Origin of the sequence: Mesorhizobium sp. M0139, assembly GCF_040322455.1 — a bacterium.
Taxonomy (GTDB): Bacteria; Pseudomonadota; Alphaproteobacteria; order Rhizobiales; family Rhizobiaceae; genus Mesorhizobium.
On the sequence record NZ_JAMYTN010000004.1, the window covers coordinates 173976 to 185722 of the forward strand.

Here is an 11747-nt window from a genome sequence, read left to right on the forward strand (position 1 = left end):
AGCTTCCGGCCCCAGGAATGACCCTAGGCAGAAATGGTTTACGAACGGTTCACCATGTTTATTAACTGGCTTGCGGGTGGCATGGGCAGCGCCTATCAACCGTCAGGCAGCGGAGGAGAAAAACGATGCCCGGGCTTTATCTCGAAGAGTTCGTCGTCGGACATGTCTTTCGGCACACGCTGCGCAAGACCGTCACCGAAAGCGATAACATGCTGTTCTCGGTGATGACGCTGAACCCGCAGCCGCTGCACATCGACTTCGACTTCGCCGCCAAGAGCGAATGGGGCAGACCGCTGGTCAATTCGCTGTTCACGCTCGGCCTGATGATCGGCATTTCCGTCAATGACATCACCGTCGGCACCACAATTGCCAATCTCGGCATGAGGGAGACAGTGTTTCCGCACCCGGTCTTCCATGGCGACACCATCCGTGTCGAAACGACTGTGATCTCGGTCAGGGAATCGAAATCCAAGCCGGACCGCGGCATCGTCGAGTTCGAGCATCGCGCCTACAATCAGAACGATGTGCTCGTCGCCAAATGCACGCGCCAGGCGATGATGATGAAAAAGGCGGCCTGATGCGCTCGCTGCTGTTTGTGCCCGGCGATTCCGAAAAGAAGCTGGACAAAGGCTTTGGCGCCGGCGCCGACGTGGTCATCGTCGACCTTGAGGATTCCGTGGCGCCACAAAACAAGGCGTCGGCACGCGACATCGCGGCACGCTTTATCGGCGGCAACCGGCAGCAGACAAGCTCCGCCATCTATATCCGCGTCAACGATCTCTCGACCGGGTTGACCGACGACGATCTGGCCGCCCTGGTTCCGGTCAAACCCGACGGCATCATGCTGCCGAAGTCGAACAGCGGCCAGGATGTCCAGCAGCTATCCGTAAAGCTCCGCGTACATGAGGCCGAAAACGGATTGCCGGATGGCGCGATCAAGATCCTGCCGATCATTACCGAGACCGCTGCTGGGTTGCTGGCCGCCGCGACCTATGCCGGGGCAAGCGCCCGGCTTGCCGGCCTCACCTGGGGTGCCGAAGATCTGTCCGCGGCGATCGGTGCGCGGGCTGCGCGCGACGACAACGGTCGATACACCGATGTCTTCCGCCTTGCCCGCACCATGACCATCCTCGCCGCCGGCGCAGCCGAAGTCGCGGCGATCGACACGGTCTTCCCTGCCTTTCGCGACATGGCCGCCTTCGAAGCCGAATGCACGGAGGCCGAGCGTGACGGCTTTACCGGCAAGATGGCAATCCATCCGGCGCAAGTGCCGGTCATCAACGCCGCCTTCACGCCATCGGCGGAGGCAGTGCAACGCTCGCAGGCCATCGTCGCGGCCTTCGAGGCGGCCGGAAATCCCGGCGTGGTCGGCATTGACGGCAAGATGTATGACCGGCCGCATCTCAGGCTCGCCGAACGGCTTCTGGCTCGCGCCAAGGCAGCCGGGGTTTAGTCCCGCGCCAGCACGATGACCCGGTCCTCCGGCAGGTAGGCCAGCGCTTGCGACTTCAACGGGTTGACGGTGACGCCGCCCAGAGCCCGCTCATCATTCTGCGCAGCGCGAACGCGCCTATGCCCGATGGCGATCTCGCCGCGCAGACGCGCCGATTCCGCGATCGTCCAGAACGTCACCGGATGGTCGATGGCGACATAGTCGCCGACCGGACGCATGTAGATTTCGGAGCCCTCCTCGTCGAGCAGATCATCGAAGATCGCGGCGAGATGCTGGTTCTCCGATGCCTGCGCCAGCATCAGGCTGACCAGCCGGTTGCTGACGACGAAATCATCGGCCTTAGTCACCGCCGCCAGCTCGCGGTTGCGCACGTCGATCATCTCGCTGACGATCGAGATGTGCGTGCCGGCATCGTCTGCGATTTTGCGCAGATGCAGCAGCGTCACCAGCGTGCGCGTATCGGCGGGCTGCGCTGCCATGGTCTCGCTGTAGCCAAGGACGAGCACGTGGTCGTAGGAAGGCACGTCCAGGCTTGCCAGTGCTGTGCTGCTCGACGTGTCGGTGATGCGGCAGGAAACCGACAGATTGTCGCCGACGACCGGCAGGCCGGCAACTTCCTGCTCGAGGCCTGGCGTATCGGCGGCGATGGTCAGGATCGAACCCGGCGCGACGTAGCGCGACAGTTCATAGGTGATGATCGGACCGCGCCGGTTCCAGCCAAGGATCAGCGTGCGCTCCGGCTTCGCCTCGACAAGCTGATGGCGAAGGATTGCCGCGGTATCGATCTTGGCCCCCGCGCCTCCCAGCTTGATAGCGGCATCGTCCTCGGCAATGATGATGGCGCGCATGTCCTTGCCGATCACCAGATCCGACGGCGGGTTGAGATTGACGCGCCCGGTTTGGTCGCAGAGCCCGATCAGCGTGCAATGCTCATACGCCATCACCGCCTCACCGAAGGTCTTGCCGGTGAGATCAGGCTGCTCGGTCGTGTAGATTTCGCAGCCGTCGAAATCGAGCAGTTCCGAATAGACGCCGCTGAGACCCGACTGCCGGCTCGAATGCACGACGATGCGCGAGATCAGCTGGTCGGCCAGCACAAGCTGCACCTCGGCCCCGCCAACGACGCGGGCGACCTCGGCGTTCTTGCCGTCGCGGATCTCGGCGGCGATGTTGTAGGCCGCCGTGCGCCGGTTCGGGTCGTTGGCCAGCGCGAGCACTGTCTTGATGACCTGCGAATCCGGGTCGTCGCCCTCCGGCGACAGCACGATGATCGAGCGCGAGCTCTGCGGGTTGACGATGGCTAGGTCGTAGAGGTCGGTCGGGTCGCCGCTGCGGCAGATGATGCGCGTATTGCCCAGTTTGTCGACCTTGGCCGCGATCTCGTCCTCCATCGCCACCTTGTCCATATTGGCCATGACGACAATGCGCGGATGGCGGCGGCTGGCATTGGCAATGACGAGTTCGGAGATGACGTCGAAGATCGACGGCGACCAGTTGAGGATGATGGTGTGGTCGCTCTCAAGCACCCGAGAACGACCCTTGCGCAATTCATCGAGCTTGCTGTCGACGCCGGCGCTGAGCACGCCGATGAGGGCCGACACGACGAAGATGCCGGCAAGCGTGACAAACAACATGACGAGACGGAAGGCCCAGCCGGTGTCGCCGCCCATCGTGCCCGAATCGAGCGTGCGCATCAGCGATTCCCAGAACGCTTCGAAGAAGTTCAGCGGTTCGCCGCCCTCCGGCGCGATGCGGGTCACCGCAAGGAAAGCCGCGGCGGCGATGATGATCAGCAGGGAAGCGACGGCGAGCCAGCCGATCAGCGCGATAGGGCCGGCGGCCATGCTCTTGTCAAACCCGTAGCGCAGCCGGGTTCCCAGCGAGTCTCGTTTCTTCATGTCGCCGGCGTCCCCCAATATCCCTATGGTCGATGCGCCAACCCCAACGCTCGCCGAAGCCGCTGTCTTAGCCTGTGTTTAAATAAAGGGGAATCGCTTTCGGGTGTCAGCCGTTCCACGGCCCCTCATAATCGGCATAGAGCTTTGCCGGATCGGGTCGCGGCCGTTCCGGCGCCGGGCCCTGGTAGGAGCCGATATGGATAAAGCCGACGACGCGCTCCTGCGGCGCCAACCCCAGGATCGCCCTGCCCTCGGCCACATCGGAATACCAGTTGCTGATCATGTTGGTGCCATAGCCCAGCGCATTGGCTGCAATCATCAGGTTCAGCGCCGCCATGCCGCCGGACAGGAACATTTCCCATTGCGGGATTTTTGGATTGTCCTTCGGAACCGACACCACGCCGATCACCAGCGGCGCGCGGGAAAACCGCGCAAGCTCCTGGTTGCGGCGGTTTTCCGGCAGCGGCCCTTCGCGCTGTTCGGCGAGCGCCGCCAGCTTCCTGCCGATCTCGAATCGCGCCTCGCCGCGATAAAGGATGAAGCGCCACGGCTCCAGTCGGCCGTGATCGGGCACACGGCTTGCAGCCGCGATCATGGTCGCGATATCGCCATCGCTGGGCGCCGGTTCCTTCAATTCAGGAATCGGTGCGGAGTTTCGGGTCAGCAGGAAGTCGATGATCGGCGACGCCATGGGGGCCAGGTCTCCTAAAGCACTCGATTTTGAGCTGAAGCGCGCCATTGCGGATCGGGGCGGCTCGGGCATTGGCGCGGGCGCGCCGGACGAAAGAACCTGTTGCCAAGGCGGTCGGACTCTTAAGCCTTGAAATTGCCACCGCCTTGGGCTTCAACGCAAGGCATGTTTGAGGGGAGATCGCGCCTTTTCCTGATTTGGCTCGCCGTAGCGCTGTTTGCGCCGGCCTCGATGGCCATGGCGCAGAATGCCGACGGCATCGGCAATCTGAAACTCCCCGATATTTCGAGCTATGCACCGCCCAAGGGCGAGACGCCGCTGGCACTCGGTGGCGGCGGTGCCATAACGCTGTCGGCGCAGTTGACCGACAAGGGCGCCGACATCACGCGCGGCATCGTCTGGCGCGTCTTCAAGCCCGAGGCCGCCGGCGACGGCAAGCTGCCGATGGTGGCTTCCGCGCATGGCGGCAGCGCCGTGTTCCAGCTCGAACCCGGCAGCTATCTGGTCCACGCCTCATACGGACGCGCCGGCGCCACCAAGCGCATCACCGTCGGCAAGGACGCCAGGCGCGAAAGCCTGGTGCTCGATGCCGGCGGCCTCAAGCTCGACGCGGTGCTGTCGGGCGGCGCGCGTATTCCGCCGAAAAAACTGCGCTTCTCCATTTATGAGGGCACCGCCGAGGCCAATGGCGACCGCGCTTTGATCATTCCCGATGTCGAGCCGAACAGCGTCGTGCGGCTCAACGCCGGCGTTTATCATGTCGTCTCCACCTATGGCGCGGTCAATGCCGTCATTCGCTCCGACATCCGTGTCGAAGCCGGCAAGCTGACCGAAGCCACCGTCGAGCATCGCGCGGCGGAGGAGACCATGAAGCTGGTGCGCGAGACCGGCGGCGAGGCTATCGCCGATACATCCTGGTCGCTGCTCAACGAATCCGGCGATCCGATCAAGGAGGCCGTCGGCGCCTTCGCCTCGATGGTGCTGGCCGAAGGCCAATACACCATCATCGCCAAGAACCGCGACCGCATCTACCAGAAGGATTTCACCGTGGTCGCTGGGCAGAACCAGGAGATCGAGGTGCTGGCCACTGATGCCTCTGCGATCGATCCGGAGGAAGGCGCCGACTGACCGGCGCGCCCATTGGCATCGGTTTGGCTGCTCAGTTGAAGTGGTAGTTCAGGGCTACGTCAGGCGGCCTTGCACAGGCGGCGCTGCAGGAAGTGGACCCGGCCGCGCGGCGCGTCGGGCGCTAGGTCGAAGACACCGCGATGAAGACGGTCGAGCAGCGTCTTGCGGTCGCGCAATGGCTCCAACTCATCCCAGCTCAGCACATCGCCGACGCGCACGTCGATCGCCTTGCCGGACAGCCGCGCAAATTCGCGGATGAGCATTGAAAGGCGCAACGTCAGCGACGCCTTGCCGACGAATTTCGCCAGCCTTCCTTCGCGCTCCCCCATGTTCATCGGGCCGCTGACCAGATGGAACAGCCGGCCGTTCTGCCCGGAAAAATGCATCGGCACCACCGACGCCTTGGCGTCCTGCACGAGGCGCGCCGGAAACATCTTCCACGGCAGGTCGCGCGCCCGGCCAAAGCCTCTCGGCGCGGTGGCGACGCCGCCGGCCGGAAATACCACTATGGTGACGCCCTCTTTCAACAGCCGCACTGCCTCGTGGCGCACCGCCATGTTGTTCTTCACCGCGTCCTTGGTCTCGGAAAAGTCGATCGGCAGCGAGTACGGTTCCATTTCGCGGACCTTCAGCAGATCCTTGTGGATCATGACGCGGAACGGACGCCCGAGCTGCTCGACCAGCGACAGCACTGCAATGCCGTCGCCAATGCCGAACGGGTGGTTGGCGACGATCACCAGCGGCGTGTCCGGCAGCCCCGCCGGCGGCCACCGATCGGTGCTGCGCACCTTGACGTCGATCAGCTCCAGCATGCGGCTGAACACCCGCTCGCCCGTCGGCGCCACCTGGCGGCGCCAGAAATCATAGAGCGCGGCATACCGGTCGCGCCCCGACAGACCTTCAATGGAATGGATGAACCAGCGCGTCAGCGCCGGCTGGCTCGCATTAGCGTAGGAGAGTTCGGGAAACGGCCTTTCCCGTATCTTCAGCTTGAGCATGGGGGCTCGTTACAAGGTTGGCGTGACAGGCATGTGAAAATGGCGGTGGATCGCTCCACCGCCATTTCTCCGAAATATTGATTGCTCAGGCCGCGCTGCGCCTTCGGTCGGGCGAAACAGCCTCGTCGGAAAGCAGCTTCAGCGCGTCGGCCAGCTTGAGCGATTCCTGATCGCGCGAGCCGAGCCGGCGGATGTTGACCGTCTCCTCCTCCGCCTCGCGCTTGCCGCATACGAGGATCACAGGAACCTTGGCCAGCGAATGCTCACGCACCTTGTAGTTGATCTTCTCGTTGCGCAGATCCGGTTCGGCCAAAAGTCCTGCCGCCTTCAACTGTGCGACGACCTTTCGCGCATAGTCGTCAGCATCCGAGGTGATCGTCGCCACAACCACCTGCAGCGGCGCGAACCACAGCGGGAAATGACCGGAATAATGCTCGATCAGGATGCCGAGAAAGCGTTCCATCGAACCGCAGATGGCGCGATGCACCATCACCGGCTGCTTCTTTTCCGAATCCGAACCGATGTAGAAGGCGCCAAAGCGTTCCGGCAGATTGAAGTCGACCTGCGTGGTGCCGCACTGCCATTCGCGGCCGATGGCGTCCTTCAGCACATATTCGAATTTCGGCCCGTAGAAAGCGCCCTCGCCCGGATTGATCGAGGTCTTGATGCGGTTTCCCGAGCGCGTCCTGATTGTATCCAGCACGTTGCCCATGATCGCCTCGGCATGATCCCAGGCCTCGTCGGTGCCGACGCGCTTATCCGGCCGCGTCGACAGCTTCACGCTGACATCGTCGAAGCCGAAATCGGCGTAGGTCGACAGGATCAGATCGTTGATGCGCAGGCACTCCGCGGCCAGCTGCTCCTCGGTGCAGAAGATGTGCGCATCGTCCTGCGTGAAGCCGCGCACGCGCATCAGCCCGTGCAAGGCGCCGGACGGTTCGTAACGATGCACATTGCCGAATTCCGCAAGCTTTACGGGCAGATCGCGATAGGATTTCAACCCATGCTTGAATATCTGCACGTGGCCCGGACAATTCATCGGCTTCAGCGCGAACACGCGGTCGTCGTCGGTGTCGTCGCCGGCCACCGTCACCTTGAACATGGCATCGCGATACCAGCCCCAGTGGCCCGACGTCTCCCACAGGCTCTTGTCGAGAACCTGCGGTGCGTTGACCTCCTGGTAGCCCTGCTCGTCGAGGCGGCGGCGCATGTAGTTGACCAGATTCTGGAACATCTTCCAGCCCTTGGCGTGCCAGAAGACGACGCCCGGCCCCTCTTCCTGGAAATGGAACAGGTCCATCTCGCGGCCGAGTTTGCGGTGGTCGCGCTTCTCTGCCTCTTCCAGCATCGTCTGGTAGGCATCGAGTTCAGCTTGCTCGGCCCAGGCCGTGCCGTAGATGCGGGTCAGCATGGGGTTGTTCGAATCGCCACGCCAATAGGCGCCGGCCACCTTCATCAGCTTGAAGGCGTTGCCGATCTGCCCGGTGGAGGCCATGTGTGGGCCGCGGCAGAGGTCGAACCAGTCACCCTGGGAATAGATCTTGAGATCCTGGTCTTCGGGAATGGCGTCGATCAGCTCGAGCTTGTAGCGCTCGCCCTTCTCGGCAAAGACCTTTTTCGCCTTGTCGCGCGACCAGACTTCCTTGGTGAACGGCTTGTTACGCGCAATGATCTCGCGCATCTTCTTTTCGATCACCGGGAAATCGTCAGGCGTGAACGGCTCGTTGCGGGCGAAGTCGTAATAGAATCCGTTCTCGATCACCGGCCCGATGGTCACTTGCGTTCCCGGCCACAGTTCCTGCACGGCCTCCGCCAGCACGTGTGCTGCATCATGACGGATGAGCTCCAGCGCGCGCGGATCGCTGCGGGTGATGATCTCGACCTTGCCGGACTTGCCAAGCGGGTCGGAAAGATCGCGAACGGTGCCGTCGATGGCATAGGCGACAGCCTTCTTGGCCAGCGACTTCGAGATCGATTCGGCGAGGCCCGCACCGGTCATCGCCGCGTCATAGTCGCGGACGGAGCCATCGGGAAATGTCAGGGAAACGGAATTCAGCATCGGGTATCTCCTATCCAGTCCCGCAAACGAGCGCGGGTGGTCGTGGTGTGAAGCCGGAGGCATCCGGCAGCGGGCGGGTTTTAGAGGCAGCACGGTGTGAGGTAAAGAGCGCTGGTAGTGTGTCAGTTTGAATTCCAGTTGGAACGTTGCCATTGGCCTCCCCGATCGGAACGACCAAGGACCGCCACTTTGCAGCCGTTCAAGGCTAGCGCGAGCTTTCACTCACTCGCGCAGGCCTGCCTTGCGCAAGTTCTCGCGAAGATGTTCCAAGTCACCTGAGTTCTTGTATGGCGCCATGTCCGAGGTCGTTCTCATCGTGATTGTGGCTCGCGGCTCCAGCTGCAAAATGTGCTCGATGACCTGCTGCGCTTCGTCTTCGCTCCCTAAAGCCGCGTAGCTCGCTGCCAGGTATAAGTGTTGGTATACGGTGTCGAGGGTTCGTAGACCTTCCAACGCCGCGATCGCTTCACGATATCTGCGAACGTCGTAGTAAATCTGGCCAATCTGTAGGATGTACCACTCGGGGTAGTGAGGGTTGAGACGCATGGCTTTTTGCGCCGTCTCAAGGCCTTCCTGTGCCCTCCCACAATAGCTTAGGCAGGAACCGTAATCCAACAGCACGTCGGCGTCATTTGGATTAAGCTCAAGGGCGCGTTGATACTCAACGATAGCGCGTTCGTATTGTCCGCAAAATAGGCAGTGCCCTGCGAGCGCATAGTGCCCCCATGCCTCGGCGTCGTCCCGTTCGATCGCCAAATTGGCGTATTTCAGGCCACATGCCAGTGAAGCCTCGGGATTCGCGCTCCAACCGTCGCTTGCGTCGATCATGTGCGTCCAAGCGAGCTTCGCAAACGCCTTTCCGAACTTCGGATCGAGTTCGCCCGCCTTCTCAAAGAGTTCCCGAGCACGCAAGTTGTCTTGTTTTGTGTAGCGGTTGAGAGACTCCATGCCGCGCACGAAATAGTCCAGCGCCTCAAAATTCCGCGTCCCCGCGACTTCCGGGCGCTCTTGCCACGCCTTTAACAGTCGGCCTCCGTACGCTGTGGCTAAACTGCCGATTATTCTTTCAGTGACATCGTCCTGCACGGCAAAGATGTCCTCGATGCCTCGGTCGTAGCGCTCTGCCCAAAGGTGCCGCCCAGTCTTGCCGTCAATGAGCTGGGCGGTAATCCGGACCCGGTCCTTCGACCTCTGTACACTGCCCTCCAAGATATAGCGGGCACCCAGCTCTCGGCTGGCATCCTGTATCTTCGTGGCTTTGCCCTTGTAAGCAAACGTCGAATTACTGGCGATGACGGAAAGATCGCGAAACCGAGACAATCCGGTGATAACGTTCTCTGTGATCCCATCCGCAAAGTAGTCCTGCTGACGGTCGTCGCTCATATTGACGAACGGCAGCAAAGCGATGGATGGCTTATCAGCAAGCGACGCCGGCGAAGTGGGGGCCGCTTCGGGACCGTCGAGGCGCACCGCATAACCTCGCACGGGGCGTTCAATATTTTTAAGTATCTGCTCACCAATGTCGTCGAATTGCAGTTCAAGCCGGTTTCCGAGGTGATCTCGCACCGTGCCCGAAACCATAACACCTCCAACAGGAGCGATGCCTTCGAGCCTTGTCGCCACGTTCACGCCGTCACCCAACAGATCGTCATCCTCGACGATTACGTCACCGAGGTTGATCCCAACGCGGAATTGTATTCTTCGGTCCTCGGACAGTTTTGCGCTGCGACCCGACATGGCACGCTGCATAGCAACGGCACAAGCCACGGCGTTCACGACACTTGGAAACTCGGCGAGGATGCCGTCGCCAGTCGTTTTGAAGATGCGACCTTGGTGCTCGGCCATATTTGGGTCGATAAGGTGGGCCCGTATCTCCTTCAGTTGGGCAAGTGTGCCGGCCTCGTCGCTGCCCATCAGGCGCGTATACCCCACCACATCAGCGGCCAGAATTGCGGCAAGACGGCGTTGGACGCGTCCTTCGGTCATGTGGTGCATTGCTTTCAAGAGCAACAGGACCGGGATTGTAAGGGCGACGGCCGACAGAGTCCACGAGCCGGAACGTCGACTGATACATTTCCGCAGCGGTCATTGGCACAGCCGTTTGTCGCGGCAACTCACTTCACCAGCTGCGTCAAATCCTTCAGGAACGCCGCGCGTGTCGCCAAGCCCTTCGGTGTGTCGATCGGTTTGGTATCGACGACCAGCCGGGCGAAGACGATCCGCCGGCCGCCCTTTTCGGCCCAGCCGACGAACCAGCCCAGCGCGCGCTTGTCCTTGCTGTTTCCCAGCCTGGTGCTGCCGGTTTTGCCCCGCACCGTCCAGCCGCCGGCCTGGAAAGTCGGCAGGATGGCTCGGGTCATCTCATGCGCCTTGGCAGAAACCGGCATCTTGCCGGCGAGCAGCTGGCGCAGGAAGGCTGTCTGTTCGACCGGCGATATCTCAAGCGAGGAATTTATCCAGGATTGCGTGAGCCCGTTGTCCTTGTCGGCATCGCCCGAGACATCCATGTTGCCGTAGCCGAATTTCGAGACGTAGAGGGCAAAGCTTTTTGCGCCGAGCCGGCGCACGATCTCGCGCGAATACCATACGATCGAGTCGCGCTCCCAGATCGTCGGGTCGACGGCCTTGTGGTCGCGCTTCACGGCGTTGAACTCAGGCTTGTAGTCCCAGCTCGGTGTATGCGCGTCGCTGAGGACACCGCTGTCGTAGCCGATCAGCGCCAGCGGCACCTTGAAGGTCGACGCCGGGCTGACGCGTTGGTCGCAGACGCCGCTTTGATAGAGCGTCTCGCCGCTCGCCGCGTCCTGGATAAGCGTGCAGGCGAAATCGCCAAGCGGCGCCGATTGCGCCCGCATCGGAAATCCCAGAAACCAGGCCAGCAGGAAGAGGACCGCGGCAATGATGAAGGGATGGGTTTCGATCCGACGCATGTGGGCTCTCCTGGGAATGAACAGGAGGCGCTTAGCGAAGTGTCTTGGCTCGATTTTGACTCAAATGCGCAGTCTTTGTGCAGGCCGTTGTTAACCCTACCGGATCGTAAAGAAATGCCGCCCTGGCGATCTATATCAGGGACCCAGCGCGTCCGCCGTCAGGCCTCGCCGCGCTTCCTGCCGATCTGCCAATAACGCCATGGCGTGAACCAGACGTAGCTCGGAGCGAGCACCTCCGGCACGCGGTCGACACCATGCGTTCCGAACGGCCCGCAGCGCAGCACGCGAAAAAGCCCCATCCAGCCGCCGGCCCACAGGCCATGGCGGGCGATTGCCTCATGCGCGTATTCGGAACAGGTCGGCAGATGCCGGCAGGAATTGCCGACAAAGCCGGACAGCGTCAGCTGGTACAAGCGCACCAGCGACGTGCCGAAAATGCGGCCGGGTGTTTTGCGCCAGGGACCGGGCCAGTTGCGCCCGCGCCGGGTCTGTCCGGCGGCATGCACATGCCGATGCTGGTCGCCCACCGCAGTCTCTTTCCGAACGCGACCCCGAAACCGGCTTCCGGGTCAGCTTGCGTTTCCAAACCG

The 11747-nt window shown here is 62.1% G+C and carries 10 protein-coding genes; 3 read left to right on the plus strand and 7 right to left on the minus strand.

Annotated features, from left to right (window positions below):
* Positions 1–65 precede the first annotated feature (65 nt).
* Both NKJ58_RS08160 and NKJ58_RS08165 read left to right on the plus strand, forming a co-directional pair.
* Complete coding sequence (locus NKJ58_RS08160) at positions 66–578, plus strand: MaoC family dehydratase (protein ID WP_460221791.1); 513 nt, start codon at positions 66–68, stop codon at positions 576–578.
* A complete protein-coding gene (locus tag NKJ58_RS08165) occupies positions 578–1453 on the plus strand; it encodes an HpcH/HpaI aldolase/citrate lyase family protein (protein WP_352499631.1) in 876 nt (291 codons plus the stop codon). Before NKJ58_RS08160 ends, NKJ58_RS08165 begins: the two co-directional genes overlap by 1 nt.
* Here NKJ58_RS08165 and NKJ58_RS08170 read toward each other — a convergent pair.
* Together NKJ58_RS08170 and NKJ58_RS08175 are read right to left on the minus strand one after the other, a co-directional pair.
* Entirely contained in the window at positions 1450–3351 is a 1902-nt protein-coding gene (locus NKJ58_RS08170) for a CASTOR/POLLUX-related putative ion channel (RefSeq protein ID WP_023688283.1), read from the minus strand. The two genes, NKJ58_RS08165 and NKJ58_RS08170, sit on opposite strands and share 4 nt — an antisense overlap.
* A 106-nt stretch (positions 3352–3457) precedes the next feature.
* Positions 3458–4042 carry a nitroreductase family protein gene (locus NKJ58_RS08175; protein ID WP_023701213.1) on the minus strand — a complete coding sequence of 195 codons (585 nt, stop codon included), beginning with the start codon at positions 4040–4042 and terminating at the stop codon, positions 3458–3460.
* 165 nt (positions 4043–4207) lie between these two features.
* Between NKJ58_RS08175 and NKJ58_RS08180 the strand changes: the two genes are divergently transcribed.
* Positions 4208–5170 (plus strand): RgsD C-terminal domain-containing protein, encoded by a 963-nt coding sequence (locus NKJ58_RS08180; RefSeq protein ID WP_023701214.1) that lies wholly within the window; start codon positions 4208–4210, stop codon positions 5168–5170.
* 59 nt (positions 5171–5229) lie between these two features.
* Here NKJ58_RS08180 and NKJ58_RS08185 read toward each other — a convergent pair whose 3' ends face one another.
* The 5 genes from NKJ58_RS08185 to yidD all read right to left on the minus strand — a co-directional run bounded on the left by NKJ58_RS08185 (position 5230) and on the right by yidD (position 11684).
* Positions 5230–6168: a lysophospholipid acyltransferase family protein gene (locus NKJ58_RS08185; RefSeq protein ID WP_352518664.1), complete on the minus strand. Its 939-nt coding sequence runs from the start codon at positions 6166–6168 to the stop codon at positions 5230–5232.
* Between the two features lie 85 nt (positions 6169–6253).
* A complete protein-coding gene (gene thrS, locus NKJ58_RS08190) occupies positions 6254–8227 on the minus strand; it encodes a threonine--tRNA ligase (protein ID WP_023667614.1) in 1974 nt (657 codons plus the stop codon).
* Positions 8228–8449: 222 nt separating this feature from the next.
* Positions 8450–10213: an adenylate/guanylate cyclase domain-containing protein gene (locus NKJ58_RS08195; protein ID WP_023681609.1), complete on the minus strand. Its 1764-nt coding sequence runs from the start codon at positions 10211–10213 to the stop codon at positions 8450–8452.
* A 128-nt stretch (positions 10214–10341) separates the two neighbouring features.
* Positions 10342–11157: a class D beta-lactamase gene (gene blaOXA, locus NKJ58_RS08200; RefSeq protein WP_352518667.1), complete on the minus strand. Its 816-nt coding sequence runs from the start codon at positions 11155–11157 to the stop codon at positions 10342–10344.
* A gap of 158 nt (positions 11158–11315) precedes the next feature.
* Entirely contained in the window at positions 11316–11684 is a 369-nt protein-coding gene (yidD, locus tag NKJ58_RS08205; RefSeq protein WP_023695455.1) for a membrane protein insertion efficiency factor YidD, read from the minus strand.
* Between the last annotated feature and the right edge of the window lie 63 nt (positions 11685–11747).

Excerpts from the sequence above, each read along its gene's own strand:
- NKJ58_RS08175 (WP_023701213.1), bottom strand. The coding sequence starts at position 4,042 with ATGGCGTCGCCGATCATCGACTTCCTGCTGACCCGAAACTCCGCACCG.
- NKJ58_RS08180 (WP_023701214.1), top strand. The coding sequence starts at position 4,208 with ATGTTTGAGGGGAGATCGCGCCTTTTCCTGATTTGGCTCGCCGTAGCG.
- blaOXA (WP_352518667.1), bottom strand. The coding sequence starts at position 11,157 with ATGCGTCGGATCGAAACCCATCCCTTCATCATTGCCGCGGTCCTCTTC.
- thrS (WP_023667614.1), bottom strand. The coding sequence starts at position 8,227 with ATGCTGAATTCCGTTTCCCTGACATTTCCCGATGGCTCCGTCCGCGAC.
- NKJ58_RS08165 (WP_352499631.1), top strand. The coding sequence starts at position 578 with ATGCGCTCGCTGCTGTTTGTGCCCGGCGATTCCGAAAAGAAGCTGGAC.
- NKJ58_RS08170 (WP_023688283.1), bottom strand. The coding sequence starts at position 3,351 with ATGAAGAAACGAGACTCGCTGGGAACCCGGCTGCGCTACGGGTTTGAC.
- NKJ58_RS08185 (WP_352518664.1), bottom strand. The coding sequence starts at position 6,168 with ATGCTCAAGCTGAAGATACGGGAAAGGCCGTTTCCCGAACTCTCCTAC.
- NKJ58_RS08195 (WP_023681609.1), bottom strand. The coding sequence starts at position 10,213 with ATGACCGAAGGACGCGTCCAACGCCGTCTTGCCGCAATTCTGGCCGCT.